This window comes from Mycolicibacterium duvalii, assembly GCF_010726645.1.
GTDB classification, from domain to species: domain Bacteria; phylum Actinomycetota; class Actinomycetes; order Mycobacteriales; family Mycobacteriaceae; genus Mycobacterium; species Mycobacterium duvalii.
In genome coordinates, this window is record NZ_AP022563.1 from 3264050 (window position 1) to 3280061 (window position 16012).

Sequence of the window (16012 nt, forward strand, 5' to 3'; positions counted from 1 at the left end):
CTGACTATTCGGCTGTCGTGATCGGCAACGACGAACAGCTGAAGCTGGGGTCGCTCAATTGGTTAAATGTTTAGATTGTGTGGCAGAACGGGAGGTGCTCAGTGACTGCTGGCACCATCGCCGGGCTGCTCGACGAGTGCGCCGCCGACAGGCCGCAACGTCCGCTGCTACGTGACGTAGAGGGCCACAGTTTGACGGTGTCAGACGTCGCCGCATTGACGTCGGCCGCAGCGCAATGGCTGTGGGATGCCGGTATACGGCCCGGCATGACGGTTGCCTGGCAGATGCCGGCAACCGTCAATGCGGCAATTGTGATGCTGGGTCTGGCTCGGATGCCCGTCGTCCAGGCGCCGGTGCTCCACCTCTACCGGCTACGAGAGGTCCGTTCGGCTGTGGAGGTCGCGAACGCCGACATCCTGCTGGTCGACGAGTCGACGGCGAGCGATGCGCCGCAAATGCCGACCGTCACGGTGCCACCCGACCTCCTCGCCAGGCTCGAAACCGTGACCGCGACAGCGCACCCGGAGTTCGACGGGCCAGCCCCGACCGACCCGCGCTGGGTGTACTTCACCTCCGGCACCACCGGTCGCCCGAAAGGCGTGCGCCACACTGACGCCACGTTGCTCAGGGCCGCCCGCGGGTACGTCTCCCACCTCGGGGTAGGCAGCCATCCGAAGGAACTCGGCACGATCGCGTTCCCCATCGCTCACGTGGGCGGCATGGTCTACCTCGCCTGCGCGCTGCTCGGCGATTTCCCTGTGCTGCTTGTCCCGAAGGTCACCGCCGAGAATCTGCCCCGGCTGATCGCGGAGCACGAGGTGACGGTCACCGGTGCCAGCACGGCGTTCTATCAGATGCTGAACACGGCCCAAATGAGTGCCCCCACAGCAGATTTGCTGATGCCCTCGCTGCGGATGCTGATCGGCGGAGGCGCCGCATGCCCGCCGGAGGTGCATCGCCAGGTGCGTGAACACCTGCGCGTGCCAGTCGTGCACGCCTACGGCATGACCGAGGCACCGATGATCTGTGTCAGCGAATTCACCGACAGCGAAGAACAACTCGCCAACAGCGCGGGCCGTCCGATCCCTGGATCGGAGGTGCGGATCAGTGCCGGCGGCGAGATCGAACTGCGCGGCGAGAACCTGACCCCGGGATACACCGATCGTGAGCAGTGGCAGCACGCGCGCACCGAGGACGGGTGGTTCCGCAGCGGCGACCGAGGCCACCTACGTCCCGACGGGCGCATCGTGGTCACCGGCCGGACCAAGGACCTGATCATCCGGAAGGGTGAGAACGTCGCGCCGGACGAGCTGGAGAACGAGCTGCTGGCCCATCCCCTCGTCGACGAGATCGCCGTGCTCGGCCAGCCCGACGAGCTGCGCGGTGAATTGGTGTGTGCGGTGGTGCGACGTTCGCCCCGCCACCGCGACGTCACCCTCGACGAGCTGTGCACATTCCTCGATGAGCGTGGACTCATGAAGCAGAAGTGGCCTGAGCGGCTCGTCGTCGTGGACGAATTCCCGCTGACGGGGCTCGGCAAGGTCGCCAAGTCCGAGTTGGCCCGTCAGATCGCAGGAGGAACCTCATGACGGCCTTGGCGCCCGACGAACGTCAGGAACTCGCGCAGTCTGTGCGCTCCGCCTGTGAGCGGATCGCGCCGGAGGAACGGGTCCGGGCCGTCGCCTACGGAGAGGGCGATGCCGCCTCCGGTTTCGACACCGCCCTCTGGGACGTGCTGTGCAACCAGGTCGGGGTGGCAGCCATCGCGCTGCCCGAGCACCTCGGCGGCGCCGGCTACGGCGCGTCCGCGCTGGGCGTGGTCGCCCATGAACTCGGCCGGGCACTGGCGCCGGTGCCGTTCCTCGGCTCCACGGTGCTGGCGACCGGCCTGCTACTCGACCTGGCCGACCGCTACCCCGATGCCGAGAAGCGGCTGGCGCAGCTCATCGAAGGCCGGCGCACCGCGGCCGCAGCCCTCACCGGCGACGGCGGATTGTGGCGCCGATCCGCGGTGACGCTGCGCGCCACGCGTCGCGGCGACGACTGGAGCGTCGACGGCACCGTCCGCCACGTCTTGGGCGGCACCGCCGCCGATGACCTCGTGGTGGTCGCCGCAGCAGACGACGGCGAGCCTGCGGTGTTCCTGCTCGACCCGAAGATCGACAGCGTCGACGTGGAAGCCGAACGAGTGCTCGACGGGACCCGTCCGATGGCCACCATCACCCTGACCGGGGCGGCCGCGATGCGCCTGTCTGGCGACGGCCCCGTCGACGACCTCGTCCAGCGCAACGTCGACGTCGCGCTGGCAGTGCTGTCGGCCGAACAGGTCGGCGCCTGCGAACGGGTCCTCGAACTTGCCACCGCCTACGCCCGCACGCGCGAACAATTCGGCCGTCCCATCGGCAGCTTCCAGGCCATCAAGCACAAGTGTGCGGACATGCTCGTTGATCTGGAGTGGGCACGGTCGGCGTCGCACGCCGCGCTTCAGGCGTTCGACTCTGAGGATGCTGCGATCGCCAGCGAGGCGCAGTGGCGCGCCAGCATGGCGAAGGCGGTGTGCTCGGAATCGCTGCGAAATGCCGTGCGCGCCAATGTGCAGATCCACGGGGGCATTGGTTTCACGTGGGAAGACTCGGCGCATCTCTATTTTCGGCGGGCCCGAACCGACGAGGTGATTTTCGGTGCACCCGCCCAACACTGGGACCGGTTAGCAAACCTGACCAAGCTCAACTGAGTTTGCCCTAGGCGCCAACTACTGAGTCTGCTTGCCCGCGTCACAGGTGGGTGATTAGACTCACATTAAATAACTAAATGTTTTTCTGTTTCTGCTCACAGCCCGAAGCCCCTGAGGAGGCCCCAGTGCCGTTGCAGCCCTGGATGGAGTTGATCTCGGTTGATGATCACCTGATCGAACATCCGAAGGTGTGGAGCGACCGGCTCCCGACGAAGTACTTGGACGTTGGTCCGAAGATCATCGAGTGGGAGCGCCCCGATAACGGGCAGATGTGTCAGGTCTGGGAGTACGAGGGCCGGATCTACCCTTATATCGGGCTCAACGCGGTGGCGGGCAAGAAGCCTGAGGAGTACGGCGTCGAACCGGTGCGCTACGACGACATGATTCCCGGCTGCTATGACCCCAAGGCGCGGGTCGCCGACATGGACATCGACGGCGTGCAGGCGATGACCTGCTTCCCGTCCTTCCCGCGGTTCGCCGGTGCGGTGTTCGCTGAGGGTGAGGACAAGGAACTGGCCCGGCTGTGTTCGGCTGCGTGGAACGACTTTCACCTCGACGAGTGGGCCGCCACGGCGCCCGACCGGTTCATCCCGGTGGCCATGTTGCCGTTCTGGGACGTCGAGGCCAGTGTGGCCGAGATCCATCGCGTCGCGGCCAAGGGCGCCAAGTGTGTGACCTTTCCCGACCTGCCCGACAAGCTGGGATTGCCGTCGGTGCATTCCGATCACTGGGATCCGCTGCTCTCGGCGATGGAGGACACCGGTCTGGTGCTGGCTCAGCACTTCGGTTCCGGTGGTTTCCCGCCGCCGATCGCTCCGGATGCCCCGTTCGCGGTGTTCGTGACGCTAATGGGCACCATGTCGATGACCGCGTTGACCGACTGGTTGTTCAGCCACACGCTCTACCGGCATCCCAAGCTGAAGATCGGCTTGAGTGAGGGCGGCGTCGGTTGGATTCCCTACATCTTGGAGCGCGCCGACAGTGTGTGGCGCAAGCACCGCTTCTACAACAACGTCAACCAGGACCATCCGCCGAGCTACCTGTGGAAGAAGCACTTTCACGGTTGTTTTATCGAGGACGACTTCGGCATGGCGGTCCGCGACCACATCGGGGTCGACCAGATCACCTGGGAATGTGACTACCCGCACTCGGATTCGTACTGGCCGCAGAGCCGTGACCGGGCCGCCCAGGCGCTCAAGGACGTTCCCGACGACGAAGCCCACAAGATCGTCGAACTCAATGCCCGCGCGTTCTACAACTTCCCGCGGGCAGCGTGACTCCCGCCGGCGACGACGTGGAGCGGGTCGAACAGCTCGCCCGCTCGGACTGGACCGACCAGGATTTGCTCACCAAGGACGAGGCGCGCGAGCGCCTCGTCGAAGAGATCGGGCGCACCCGGGCCCGGCTCGACGAAGTGCGGTCCGCCGCGGGCGACCATGCGTCAGCCGATACGGAACTGACGCTGCTGGAGCGCCGGCTCAACGCCATGGAGTCAGTCCGAGACGAATACAACGACTATCGCGCGGGGAAATGATCCCAACACGTCCCGCGCCAAGGAGCAGTGGTGGCGGCCTCCCCTGATCTCATCGAGGACATCGACGCCCTACGCATGAAGTTTCGTGCGTTCCTCGACAGCGCGCCCAAACCGGCCGGGTTGAGGAACTACGGACCCACGCCCACCGCGGCCGACGTCGAGCCGGGCCGTGCGTGGCACCGCTATCTGGCCGATCACGGCTACACGTGTCTGCATTGGCCGGTCGAATTCGGCGGCGCCGCAGCCACCGTGGCCTACCAGGCTGCCTTCGCCGAGGAGTGCGCCCGAGCGGGAGTGCCCCGTCAGCTGAACATCACGGGCGTAGATCTGGTCGGCCCGGTGTTGATCAAGTTCGGCACCCCAGACCACAAGGAGCGTTACCTCGAACCGATTCGGCTCGGTGACGCCGTCTGGACACAGCTGTTCTCCGAACCGGGCGCGGGATCGGATCTGGCCGGCGTGCGGACACGAGCCGAGCGCACCGCCGACGGGTGGCGGATCGACGGCCAGAAGGTGTGGAGTTCGGCGGCGGCATCGGCCGACTACGGGCTCCTGCTGGCCCGCACCGGCCCCGACAAGCACCGCGACTTGTCGATGTTCATTGTCCCGATGGATGCCCCGGGAGTCTCGGTGCGGCCGTTGGTCCAGATGGATGGCGAGAGCAAGTTCAACGAGGTTTTCTTCGACGGTGCCGATCTCAGCGACGATGCACTGATAGGTGAGGTCGGACAAGGCTGGGCCGTGGCGATGGTGACGTTGGGCCGCGAACGCCTGACACTGGGCACCCAAGCCGTGGCGATGTTCCAGCTGCATGAGCGGATGGTCAACGCCGCGCGTGACCATGACCTCCTCGACCCGGTGCTGTCGCGGTCCATGACCCGGTTGTGGACCCGGATGTGGCTCTTGCGCTACACCTGGCAACGTGCGATCGATTCAGGCGATCTCACGTCGTCTGCATTCTCCGTGCTCAAGTTGATGACCTCGGAGACCGATCAGGACCTTGGCGACGTGGCCACCGAGGTGCTCGGCACCGACGCGTGCGTCGACCCGGCCGACTCCGGTGAGGCGGCCGATCTCGTGCACCACATGCTTGTGGGGCGGGCGCAGACGATTCTCGGTGGCACCAGCGAGATTCAGCGCAACATCCTGGGTGAGCGGGTGCTGGGGCTCCCGAAGGAGCCCCGATGAGCCCCTGCGCGAAGAGCAGATCACCACGGTGACAGCGCCTTTGACCGCAGCCACCCTGTCGGGTGCGCTGCGGCAGGCGGTGCGTCCGGGAACGACCGTGGCCCTCGGCGACGGCGTCGGTGCACTGTCCTGTCTCGACGACGGCTCATCGATGGGCACGGCACTCAGCGGTGTAGCGCGCGAGGTGGGTTCGGTGCGACTCGTGCTCGGCTGGCTGCCCGGCCCGGTCGCCGGCCTCGAGGCCGACGCATTCGGCGAGGTGGCCGCCTTGATGCCCGGGTGGGGCGTCCGTGACCTACTACGAACCCCGACAGCCCGTTTCATACCCACCCGACTCTCGGCCATCGGCGCTCTACTCGCCGGGGTCCTGCGGCCCGACCTGCTCATCACGCGGGTCGTCGAACGCGGTGGCGAACTGCATTTCGCTACCGAAGTGTCCTGGCAGCGTGAACTCGTTCAGGCCGGAGTGCCGGTACTGGGGATCGTCGACGGCGTGGCGCCGATGGCCAGCGCTCTGCCTGCGCTGGACCCCGCTCAAGTGACGGTGGTCGGGCGCAGCGCCGACGGTCCGATGCGATTGGCGCCCAAGGCGCCCGAAGCGGTGCACGACGCTCTCGCCGACTCCGTGCTGCGGTTCGTCCCGGAGGGAGCCCGGCTGCAGTACGGGCCAGGCCAACTGGGCACGGCGCTGTTGAACCGCGCAGCAGTGCCGCTGCAGATCGACACCGGGCTGCTCACCGACGCCGTCGTCGGCCTCGAACGGCGCGGACTGTTGGCCGCGATGCCGTCCGCGACGTATCTGATGGGCAGCGACGTCTTGTACGACTGGGCGGACGGCAAGCCCATCCTGCGCGGCATCGAGTACACCCATGACTTCGTCCGACTTGCCTCTGGCGCACCGTTCGTCGCCGTCAACACCGCCATCGAGCTCGACCCGTACGGCCAGATCAACGTCGAAGGCGTCGGCGAGAAAGTCGTCGGCGGAATCGGTGGACACCCGGACTACTGCGCCGCAGGCGCAATGAGCCGCGGCGGGTTGTCCATCATCGCCGTGCCGTCTTCGACGAACGGCCGCTCACCCCTGGTGGAGCGACTGAGCCGTCCGGCGTCGACCCCCGCCCACGACGTCGACGTGATCGTCACCGAATCCGGTCACGCCGACCTGCGGGGCGCCGACTGGTCGCGGCGACGGCACCTGATCACCGAATTGTTCTCGAAATGAAGGAGTTAACGAGCGATGCCTGAAGGCCCTCTGACCGGCAAGGTCGTGCTCGTCACCGGAGGCGGACGCGGCATCGGCCGCGGCCATTGCCTCGAGCTGGCCCGCCAAGGCGCGGCCGTCGTCGTGAACGACCCCGGTGTTGGCCGGGACGGCTCCAGCGGTGACGGAGCAGGTCCCGCTGCAGACGTCGTCGCCGAGATCGAATCGGCGGGCGGCAAGGCCATCGCGCATACCGGTTCGGTGTCCTCGTGGGACGACGTGGCCGACATGGTGTCCACCGCCGTCGACACGTTCGGGTCCCTGACTGGTGTGGTCAACAATGCCGGCATCCTGCGCGACTCCATGGTCGCCGCGTCCACCGAGGCCGACTGGGACAGCGTCATCGCTGTGCATCTCAAGGGCACGTTCGCGGTCACCCGGCATGCCTGTGAATACTGGCGGGCGCAATTCAAGGCGGGCAACCCGATCGACGCGCACATCGTCAACACGGTGTCGGGTGCGGGCTTGTGGGGCAATGTCGGGCAGAGCGCCTACGGCGCGGCGAAGGCCGCCATCGCCAACCTGACCATCGTCACCGCGATGGAAGCTCAGCGTTACGGCGTTGCGGTCAACGCGATCTCGCCGCTGGCGATGTCACGGATGACCCAGGAGGTGTTCGGCAGCCGCGCTGACGACCCCGCGCTGGATCCCGCTCGCAGCTCGCCGGTGGTCGCCTGGCTCCAGTCCGCGCAGTCATCGTGGCTCACCGGCCAGATCCTGCGCATCAACGGTGACAAGCTCACCCGAATCGACGGCTTCACCGAGGCACCCGGCGCCTACCACGCCAAAGACGGTAATTCCCTTGCATTCTCCGAGATCGGTCAGGCCGTCAGCTGGCTCTACGGCACCTCGCCGCGGGGACTGGCCGGGCCGCTACCCGCTGACTAGTGTTGCGCAGACCCCGTCTCCATCGACGGTAAGCAAGCGCGGCCGGAGTCGATGGCGTGACGCCGTTGCGCGGACCTCCTGTCAGGCGATGACAGCAGGTTCTCGGACCGGTTGACCGTCGAGTTTCGCGCGACGTCCGTACGGCGCAGGCTCGCGTTCCGGCATCCACAGCGCCAACACGATTGCGCTCACCACGGTCGCCGCAGCCAGAACCCAAGCGGCCTGACTGTGACCGTGAGTGAAGGCAGCCTTTGCCGCCGCGGCGAGTGGTTGCGCTGCAGGTCCCCCGAGAGCCCGCAGGCCCGCGCCGAACTCGGCGACTTCGACCTGACGCTGGGGCTGGCGCAACTCCTGGGACCGCTACTGTTCGGCCGTCTGACCGGTGTCCGCGCCATCGGCCGCGACGACTGCATCCGGATTGTCGACGACTTCTTCATCGCCCACCAACCAGCCTAGGGCGCCCCGCCGTCGGCGAAGATGGTCTGTCCGGTGACGAACGCGCAGACATCGGACAGCAGGAAGGCGATCAGCGCGCCGATTTCGTCGGGCTGCCCGGGTCGGGCGAGCGCGGCATCGAAACCGAAGTCCTCGACGAGCGCTCGCTCGAGGGCCTCTTCGTACGGATAGCCCTTGCTCTCCGCGACGTATCCACGGATGGCGTGCAACGCATCGGTCTCCACGGCCCCGGGCGCCACGCTGTTGGCCCGGATGCCTGCGTGGCCATGCGTGCGCGCGATGCCGCGGGTGAACGTGGCGACCGCGGCCTTGAGGCTGGCGTAGGGTAGCCGCGGTTCGTGCGGTGCGCGCACCGAGTAGGCCGCGGTGGTCACGATCGCGCCCTTGGTGGCGGTCAGATGGGGCAGCGCCGCCTGTACGCTGCGGGTCGTCGCCAGCAGCACGTCGTGAAAAGCTGTGTCCCAGGCGTCGTCGTCGGAGTCGATAGGCATCATGCCCGCGGTGCCCATGGTGATGGCGATGCCGTCCAGCCTGCCCAGGATGCGGGCTGCTTCGTCGACGGCGGCGACCGCCTGGCCAGGCCGGCTCACGTCGTAGGACAACCCGTGGGCCGAGACGGCGCCGGCTTCGGCGACTTGTTGTGCGGCCTTCTCGGCGCGATCCGCGTCTCGCCCCACGACCACGACCGACGCACCCTCGCGAGCGAGCGCGCGGGCTGCCGCCAGTCCCATCCCCGCCGACCCGCCGACGACGACGTAGCCCTTTCCCGTCATTGCAAGATCCACGTCAACTCCCCGATCTGGTGAAGAAACTCAGTGGCCGTTCGACGAACTCGAACACCACGCCGTCGGGTGAGCGCAGGAAGGCGATGTGCAGACCTTCGATCTTGGTCCCCGGCAACGGGCACCACACCGGATCACCCATGCGCTCAACCGAGTCGGGCACCTGCGCCAGCGCGTCATGCACGTTTTCCACCCGGAGCGCGCAGCGGTAGAGACCCTGGCGGTTGCCGCCCCACGGCACCGGTACAGCCGCGGTGTCGGGGTGCTGCACCACCACCAGTTTGAACTGACGACCGTCCTCGGCAAGAGCGTAACACGCTACCACGCAATCGTTTTCGCCGGATGCGCCAGGACTCAGCTGCGCTCCCGCGACCGACTGCGTGCTCGGCGCGGCGAGTTCCTCGAACCCGATGTCGGTGAGGAACTCACCGGTTGCGGCTGCGTCGATCGCCGCGATCCGGATGCCGTCGAACAGCGCGCCCCCTGATGAGTCGGCATCGGGAGGCAACGCGGTCAACTCGATCACGACCCCGTCGGGATCGAGCGCGAGCACAGACTTCCCGCCGCCCATCAGACCGTCGACGGGATCGCCGACTTCCAGACCGCCCCGGCGCAATGCGGCCGCCGCTGCATCGACATCGGCAACCGCCAACTGCAGTCCACGGATACCGGGTCGCACGGGATCGGCACTCGGGTCACGGCTCAGTGGAGGCGAGTGATACTCGATGGCCTCCAGCGCGCAACCACCCCGCCCACCGCGGGCATCATAGAGAAACGCGGTGGCACAGTAGGTTTCACCGTCTAATCCCAAAATCGATCCGTCGGTGGCCACTTCCGGATCGGTGCGCATCCGCGCCGTCAGGCCAAGCACGTCACCATAGACGCGCTCGGTGGCGTCGAGCGCGGCACAGTTGAGGTTGACATGCAAGAAGCGCCGGGCGAGTTGCTCGGATCCCACTACAGGACGACCGAGTTGATCTTGAACTCGATGATCTGATCCTCCGTGAAGCCGAGCTCGGTCAACACTGCATCGGTGTGCTCGCCATGCCCTGGGGCGCAGGTGAGATCCAGCGGCGTCTCATCGAATTGCACAGGGCTTGCCGCCAGCGCGAACTCGTTGTCGTTCGCATCGGTCACCCTGGGCAGGTATCCGTTGGCGACTGCCTGTGGGTCACTGTGCACCTCGTGTGCGGTCTGCATGACGTCCCACACCCCGTCGAATCCCTTGAACGCCTTCTCCCAATGGGAGAGATCTTCGGACTCGAAGGCCGAACGCAACTCAGCGATGCACTCCTTGCGATTGCCGAATCGTACTGCCGCAGAAGCAAACCGTTCGTCATCGATCAGGTCGGTGCGGCCCAGTCGGGTGCAGAAGTCCGCCCAGAAGCGGTCGGCCTGCAGCAGCACGAACGCGATGAATCGGTTGTCGCGGGTCTTGTAGATGCTGGCCACCGGGTTGGGCATCTCGTCGAGGTTGAACTTCGGAATGTCCTGACCGGTCACCCCTGATCCGACGATGTCCGGACCGAGCTGCCAGATCGCGGCGTTGAGAAGCGACACGTCGACCACCGACGGCTCGCCGGTGCGCTCGCGCTTCACCAGTGCCGCCGCGATGCCACCCGCGATCGCCAAGCCGCCGTAGGAATCGCCGAACGCGGGACGCTGGATCGGCGGGTACGAACCGTCGCCGGCCGAGTAGGCGTCGGCGATGCCGCCGCGTGCCCAGTACGCCGCCAGGTCGAAACCACCCTGAGCGGCCAGATCGCCCTTGATGCCGTAACCGTGGCCGCGTGCGTAAATGATCTTCGGGTTGCGTGCCCGGACCTGTTCGACATCGATGCCCATCCGCTGCCGGGAGTCCGGCAACAGGTTGGTGACGAACACGTCGGCGGTCTCGATCAGCTTCATCAACAGCTCCAGCCCTTCGGGGGTGGAGGTGTCCAGGCCGATGCTGCGCTTGCCGCGGTTGGGCTGCTCGATGAAGTGGTTCACTCCCCCTGCGCCGGTGACGATCCCGGAGCTGATCAGGCCACGCTGCGGATCACCGGTTTCGGGGTGCTCGACTTTGATGACGTCGGCGCCCCAGTCAGCCAGCACAGCGCCAGCCGCGGGGACGAACGTCCACGCCGCCAGCTCGACGACGCGGATTCCACTGAGAATGTCGGACATTGGTTCCTTTGCTTGGTGATCGGGTTAATACGCGATGACTTTGGTCTGCAGGTGCTGCTCGAAGCCCTCGACCCCGTTCTGCCTGCCGATGCCGCTCATCTTGTATCCGCCGAACGGAGCGTCGGCGCCGTAGAAGATCGCGTTGTTGACGTTCACCGATCCGGTGCGGATGCGCCGCGCAACTGCCATCGCCCGCTCCGGGTCGCCAAGCACGGTGCCGGCAAGCCCGTAGATCGAGTTGTTGGCCATCTCGACGGCACCGTCGTCGCTGCCGTCGTACGGGGTGATCGTGATGACCGGGCCGAAGATCTCCTCCTGGAAGACGCGATGATCGGGGCGGACGTCAGCGAGGATCGTTGGGGCGACGAAGTATCCGCGGTCCAAGCCCTCGGGTTTACCGCCGCCTACTGTCACCCGGGCACCCTGCTCCTTTGCGATCCGTATGTAGTCCAGCACGCGGTCACGCTGTTTGGCCGAGATGAGCGGGCCGCAGAAGTTGGCCGGATCGGCGGGGTCACCGATGGTGACCGAGGCGAACGTCGTGGTGGCCAGTTCGACGGCTTCGTCGTAGCGCGCGCGGGGCACCAGCATGCGGGTCGTCAGCGCACAGCCCTGACCGGAGTGCATGAGCGCGCCGATACACCCGGGGACGGTCGTGGCCAGGTCGGCGTCCTCGAGCAGCAGGTACACCGATTTGCCGCCCAACTCCATCAGGTTGCGCTTCATGGTGGCAGCAGACAGCCTACCGATGAGTTCGCCGACCGCGGTGGACCCGGTGAAGGAGATCATGTCTACCCGCGGGTCCGTCACCAGACGCTGCGCGACGTCGTTGTCCGATGCGGTGACGACATTGACCACACCCGCTGGGATGTCGGTCTTTTCGGCGATGACGCGGCCCCATCGAAGCGCAGTCCACGGTGTCTCGATAGGCGCCTTGAGCACCATCGTGTTGCCGGTGGCCAGAATCTGGCCCACCTTGTTGGCGATGATCTCGATCGGGAAGTTCCACGGCGTGATCGCGCCGACGACACCCATCGCCTCCTTGACCACGACACGGTTGTAGGGCACTCCCATCAGGGCGGCCTCGTCGAGTTGCCGCTCCCAGGCGAACTCGGAGATGTACTGGGCAGGCCAGCGGATCCCATCGGCCAGTGGCCACTCCAACTGAGCTATACAGGTCATGCCCAGGGGAGCCCCCGCCTCGGCGATCACCTCGGCCCGCATGTCCTCCTTTTCCTGCTGGAGTGCGTCGTGCAACTGCATCAGGCAGTGCTGCCGGAACTCCCGGTTGGTCGCCCAGTCGGTGGTGTCGAAGGCACGCCTGGCGGCGGCGATGGCCTCATCGATGTCCCCGGCGCCGGCGTCGGCGGTGACGCCGAGCACCTCCTCGGTGGCGGGGTTGACGTTGTCGGCCGTCCGACCGCCTGCAGCGTCGCGCAGCTGCCCGTCGATGAGTAGGCGGGTCTCGGGGTTGAAGTTGACGGTGGCGGCGGCAATCGGTGAAGCCGTCATTGGCAGTCCCTCTCACAGAAGTGGCGGTGTGGGCTATTGTACCCACTTATAGATAACTGTTTAGCTGATTCGGTTGTAGCTGCCGGATCTGGCCTTCATGAAGGGGGGAATGGGTTGTCCGCCCCTGTCGACAATGCCGTAGTCGAGTACGTCGCGCATGTCGCCCTGTACCGCCAGGAATTCCGCCGGTATCTGCGCGAGCTGGAGGTCGCCGACCAGTGGCGCACCGCCGTGTTCTCCAGCGCCGAGGACGGCCTGGCCCACGACGCCACGATGATGGCCCGCCTGCATGCCGACGGCTGGAACCGGTACGGCTGGCCCGAAGCGGCAGGCGGCCTCGGTGGCAACGAGATCCATCGCGCCGTGTACTACGAGGAACTCGGGCACGCGATGCTGCCGATCCCAGCCCAGCAGTGGACGCTGGAGACACTGGGCCCCGCCCTGATCCGGTTTGCACCGGACCTGGCCGCGACCTACATGCCGGGCTATCTCAGCGGCGCCGAGTGGTGGGGGCAGAGCTTCTCCGAGCCGGAGTCCGGCAGCGACCTGGCCACTCTGCGCACCCGCGCCGTCGACGACGGGGCAGGCGGGTTCGTCGTCAACGGTCAGAAGATCTGGACCAGCCAGGGACCGACGGCCAAACGCCTGCTTGCCCTCGTGCGCACCGGTACGCCCGAGAGTCGCCACCGAGGCCTGACCATGATGATGATCGACGCCGAGGCGCCGGGTGTCACCATCCGGCCGATTGCGCTGGCCAGCGGGCGCCGTGAGCTGGCCGAGGTGTTCTTCGACGATGTGCGGGTCGACCGCGAGCGCGTGGTCGGCGACGTCGACGGCGGCTGGGCTGTCGCGATGCATCTCATGCAGTACGAACGCGGCATGTACGGCTACGCGGTGCTCAACAAGGTCCTCGTCGAGCTCGGCAGGTTGCGAGAGGACATGGTGACCGCGGGTACGACCCCTGCACAGCGTCAACGCTTCGCCGGTGTCTACGTCGACGTCGTGGCCGCACAGGCCCGAACCGCGACCACCGTCCGTCGACTGGCCGCTGGCGAGGCGGTCGGTGCGGACAGCAGCATCGACAAATTGCTCTTCGGCCGTGCCGAGAAAAAGGCGAACGACCTGATCCTCGAGATCACCAGGGAACAGATGATCGCCGGAGCGGCGACATCCGGCTCGGCCACCGGTCGGGGCGGCGCAGCGCTTGACACCGCGCGCGCCGAGTGGTGGTACTCGCGGGCTGCGACCGTGATGGGCGGCACCGCAGAAGTGCAACGCGGCATCATCGCCGACCACATCCTCGGGTTGCCGAAGGAAAGCAGAGGGCAGCGGAAGTGACCGACGAAACATGGCCCATGGTGGAGGAGGCCGTTTTCCGCCTCTTCGATGAACTGGCAGGCAAGGTCGGCGACGATCAGCAGCACGTGGCGATCGGACCGCGGCTGGCCGAGCTGGGCTGGTCGGACATCGAGTCGGAATACCCGGTCGAGGCATGCGAGCTGCTGTTCCGCGCGCAGGGCCGGACGCTCGCCCACACCGACTGCCTCGACCGCGTGATGCTCGCCGAGCTGGGCAGCCTTCTGGACGGACCCGCCGACCACGTCCTGCTCCCGGCATTGAACCCTGGCTATGTCCCCGGTTCCGACGATGCCCGGGTGTCGGGCATCGTCCTCGGGCCGCTCGAGGGTCGGCTCGTGGTGCCGGTGTCCGGCGCCATGGGAACGGTGTCGGTGGGCGTCGTGGAGGCCACCCGGCTCGAGGGCCGGCGCCTGGATACCTTTGATCCGTCGGCGTTCTGGACCCAGGTGAGCGGGCCGTTCGACGCCCCTCTGGTCGAGGCATCGACCGAATGGAACCGGGCGATCGGTGCGGCGCATCGCGCACTCGCCACCGAATTGGTGGCACTTGCCGAGCGGGCGTTGCACATCGCGGTCGAGCACGTCAGCGTCCGGGTGCAGTTCGGCGCCCCGATCGGGTCGTTGCAGTCACCTCGTCACGCCCTGGCCGATGCGGCCGCGGAACTCGAAGGCGCACGCGCCCTGCTGGGCGAATCATGGCGATTCGGCGGCCGGCTGTCGGCGCTCACCGCGAAGGCCGCCGCGGGACGGGCACACCGGGCGGTCAGCGATGTGGCGCTTCAGGTGTGCGGGGCGATCGGCCTGACCGCCGAGCACGATCTGCACCGCTTTGTCACGCGCGGTTTCCAGGTCGACGCCCTGTGCGGGTCGCACGATCAGCTCGAGGCGCTGCTCGGTGAGCGACTCTTCGACATCTACGCTCCCGGCCGCGCGTTGCCGGCCATCGTCTCCTGGACCAAGTAAAGGACGGTCATGCGCCGCAACATCTTTGACGAAATTCATGACGATTTCCGGGCCACCGCCCGGGAGTTCTTCGAACGCGTTTGCGTGCCGAACATCGAGAAGTGGGAACGCGACGGCAAGGTCAGCCGCGAAGCGTGGCTGGCCGCGGGCGAGCACGGTCTGATCGGCTGGGAGTTCGACGAGCGATACGGCGGCCTCGGCGTCAAGGACTTCCGGTTCAACCAGATCATCTCCGAGGAGATGTTCGCCACCGGCTCGGTAGGCATCGGCCTCGGCGTGCAGAACGACATTCTGATGCCCTACCTGCAGAACCTCACCACCGACGAGCAGAAGGAGCGCTGGCTGCCCGGCTTCGTCAGAGGGGAACTGATCGGTTCCATCGCGATGTCCGAGCCCGCTGCCGGGTCGGACCTGGCCGGCATCAAGACCACGGCGCGCGACGAAGGTGACCACTGGGTGGTCAACGGTCAGAAGACATTCATCAGCAACGGTCTACTCTCCAAACTGGTGCTCACCGCTGTGAAGACCGATCCAACGGCGCGACACAAGGGCATCAGCCTGCTGATGATCGAGGACGGCATGGAGGGGTTCACCCGTGGCCGCAAGCTCGACAAGATCGGCCAGTACTCCGCCGACACTGCCGAGCTTTTCTTCGAGGACGTCAAGGTACCCAAGGAGAACCTGGTCGGAGAGCTGAATCGCGGCTTCTACCATCTGGTCTCCAACCTGCCCAGCGAGCGCGTCGGTGTGTCCTGTTACGCGCTGCCCGCCGCCCGCCGGGCGCTGGATCTGACCAAGGCGTATGCACTGGAACGCACCGCGTTTGGACAGCCCATCGGAAAATTCCAGGTCAACCGCCACTTCCTCGCCGAGATGCAGACCAAGCTGGATGCCGCCCAGACCTATCTGGATCAATGCGTACTCTCGGTCAACGACGGCACCCTCTCCGATCAGGACGCCGCCGGGCTGAAGTGGTGGACCTCCGAGGTCCAATGGGAAATCATCGACCGCTGCCTGCAGTTGCACGGCGGCTACGGCTACATCAACGAATACGAAGTGGCCCGGCTATGGCGGGATTCGCGAGTCCAGCGGCTCTATGCGGGCACCACGGAAATCATGAAGGACCTCATGGGCCGGGCGATGGGATACTAGGCATGACCTTGGTCA

At 66.5% G+C, this 16012-nt stretch carries 15 protein-coding genes; 11 read left to right on the forward strand and 4 right to left on the reverse strand.

The features are described from left to right. Nucleotides 1-101: 101 nt before the first annotated feature. From G6N31_RS15400 to G6N31_RS15435, 8 genes are all read left to right on the forward strand, one after another. Nucleotides 102-1589, forward strand: a complete 1488-nt coding sequence (locus G6N31_RS15400; RefSeq protein ID WP_098002319.1) for a class I adenylate-forming enzyme family protein — start codon at nucleotides 102-104, stop codon at nucleotides 1587-1589. Continuing rightward, a complete protein-coding gene (locus tag G6N31_RS15405) occupies nucleotides 1586-2734 on the forward strand; it encodes an acyl-CoA dehydrogenase family protein (protein ID WP_098002318.1) in 1149 nt (382 codons plus the stop codon). Before G6N31_RS15400 ends, G6N31_RS15405 begins: the two co-directional genes overlap by 4 nt. Nucleotides 2735-2859: 125 nt before the next feature. After that, a complete protein-coding gene (locus G6N31_RS15410) occupies nucleotides 2860-4011 on the forward strand; it encodes an amidohydrolase family protein (protein WP_197747137.1) in 1152 nt (383 codons plus the stop codon). Continuing rightward, a complete protein-coding gene (locus G6N31_RS15415) occupies nucleotides 4008-4268 on the forward strand; it encodes a hypothetical protein (RefSeq protein WP_084293884.1) in 261 nt (86 codons plus the stop codon). The genes G6N31_RS15410 and G6N31_RS15415 overlap by 4 nt, the downstream gene beginning before the upstream one ends. A 75-nt stretch (nucleotides 4269-4343) precedes the next feature. Further along, on the forward strand, nucleotides 4344-5456 hold the full coding sequence (locus tag G6N31_RS15420; protein WP_098002375.1) for an acyl-CoA dehydrogenase family protein: 1113 nt from the start codon (nucleotides 4344-4346) through the stop codon (nucleotides 5454-5456). A gap of 28 nt (nucleotides 5457-5484) precedes the next feature. Then, on the forward strand, nucleotides 5485-6678 hold the full coding sequence (locus tag G6N31_RS15425) for an acetyl-CoA hydrolase/transferase C-terminal domain-containing protein (protein ID WP_098002317.1): 1194 nt from the start codon (nucleotides 5485-5487) through the stop codon (nucleotides 6676-6678). Nucleotides 6679-6693: 15 nt separating this feature from the next. Beyond that, complete coding sequence (locus tag G6N31_RS15430) at nucleotides 6694-7605, forward strand: SDR family NAD(P)-dependent oxidoreductase (protein ID WP_098002316.1); 912 nt, start codon at nucleotides 6694-6696, stop codon at nucleotides 7603-7605. 228 nt (nucleotides 7606-7833) lie between these two features. Beyond that, nucleotides 7834-8061 (forward strand): hypothetical protein, encoded by a 228-nt coding sequence (locus tag G6N31_RS15435; RefSeq protein WP_069412469.1) that lies wholly within the window; start codon nucleotides 7834-7836, stop codon nucleotides 8059-8061. Here the strand turns inward: G6N31_RS15435 and G6N31_RS15440 are convergent. Genes G6N31_RS15440 through G6N31_RS15455 form a run of 4 tightly spaced genes read right to left on the reverse strand, consistent with a single transcriptional unit; the run spans nucleotide 8058 to nucleotide 12524 of the window. Beyond that, nucleotides 8058-8834, reverse strand: coding sequence for an SDR family NAD(P)-dependent oxidoreductase (locus G6N31_RS15440; protein ID WP_098002315.1), 777 nt, complete (start codon nucleotides 8832-8834; stop codon nucleotides 8058-8060). The genes G6N31_RS15435 and G6N31_RS15440 overlap by 4 nt on opposite strands. A 13-nt stretch (nucleotides 8835-8847) precedes the next feature. After that, nucleotides 8848-9801, reverse strand: a complete 954-nt coding sequence (locus G6N31_RS15445; protein WP_098002314.1) for a VOC family protein — start codon at nucleotides 9799-9801, stop codon at nucleotides 8848-8850. Further along, complete coding sequence (locus tag G6N31_RS15450; RefSeq protein ID WP_098002313.1) at nucleotides 9801-11012, reverse strand: CaiB/BaiF CoA transferase family protein; 1212 nt, start codon at nucleotides 11010-11012, stop codon at nucleotides 9801-9803. The genes G6N31_RS15445 and G6N31_RS15450 overlap by 1 nt, the downstream gene beginning before the upstream one ends. A 24-nt stretch (nucleotides 11013-11036) precedes the next feature. Continuing rightward, nucleotides 11037-12524, reverse strand: coding sequence for an aldehyde dehydrogenase family protein (locus tag G6N31_RS15455; RefSeq protein ID WP_098002312.1), 1488 nt, complete (start codon nucleotides 12522-12524; stop codon nucleotides 11037-11039). 114 nt (nucleotides 12525-12638) lie between these two features. On the opposite strand from G6N31_RS15455, the gene G6N31_RS15460 reads away from it, so the two are divergent. The 3 genes from G6N31_RS15460 to G6N31_RS15470 are packed head-to-tail and all read left to right on the forward strand — an operon-like array spanning nucleotide 12639 to nucleotide 15997. Continuing rightward, nucleotides 12639-13862: an acyl-CoA dehydrogenase family protein gene (locus G6N31_RS15460; protein ID WP_098002311.1), complete on the forward strand. Its 1224-nt coding sequence runs from the start codon at nucleotides 12639-12641 to the stop codon at nucleotides 13860-13862. A 17-nt stretch (nucleotides 13863-13879) separates the two neighbouring features. After that, nucleotides 13880-14845, forward strand: a complete 966-nt coding sequence (locus tag G6N31_RS15465) for an acyl-CoA dehydrogenase family protein (protein ID WP_098002310.1) — start codon at nucleotides 13880-13882, stop codon at nucleotides 14843-14845. A 9-nt stretch (nucleotides 14846-14854) separates the two neighbouring features. Continuing rightward, a complete protein-coding gene (locus tag G6N31_RS15470; RefSeq protein WP_098002309.1) occupies nucleotides 14855-15997 on the forward strand; it encodes an acyl-CoA dehydrogenase family protein in 1143 nt (380 codons plus the stop codon). The last annotated feature ends 15 nt before the right edge of the window (nucleotides 15998-16012 follow it).

Bases quoted from the DNA above. Each gene is read 5' to 3' on its own strand.
- G6N31_RS15405 (WP_098002318.1), top strand. From the start codon at position 1,586: ATGACGGCCTTGGCGCCCGACGAACGTCAGGAACTCGCGCAGTCTGTG.
- G6N31_RS15420 (WP_098002375.1), top strand. From the start codon at position 4,344: ATGAAGTTTCGTGCGTTCCTCGACAGCGCGCCCAAACCGGCCGGGTTG.
- G6N31_RS15430 (WP_098002316.1), top strand. From the start codon at position 6,694: ATGCCTGAAGGCCCTCTGACCGGCAAGGTCGTGCTCGTCACCGGAGGC.
- G6N31_RS15440 (WP_098002315.1), bottom strand. From the start codon at position 8,834: ATGACGGGAAAGGGCTACGTCGTCGTCGGCGGGTCGGCGGGGATGGGA.
- G6N31_RS15450 (WP_098002313.1), bottom strand. From the start codon at position 11,012: ATGTCCGACATTCTCAGTGGAATCCGCGTCGTCGAGCTGGCGGCGTGG.
- G6N31_RS15455 (WP_098002312.1), bottom strand. From the start codon at position 12,524: ATGACGGCTTCACCGATTGCCGCCGCCACCGTCAACTTCAACCCCGAG.
- G6N31_RS15465 (WP_098002310.1), top strand. From the start codon at position 13,880: ATGGTGGAGGAGGCCGTTTTCCGCCTCTTCGATGAACTGGCAGGCAAG.
- G6N31_RS15470 (WP_098002309.1), top strand. From the start codon at position 14,855: ATGCGCCGCAACATCTTTGACGAAATTCATGACGATTTCCGGGCCACC.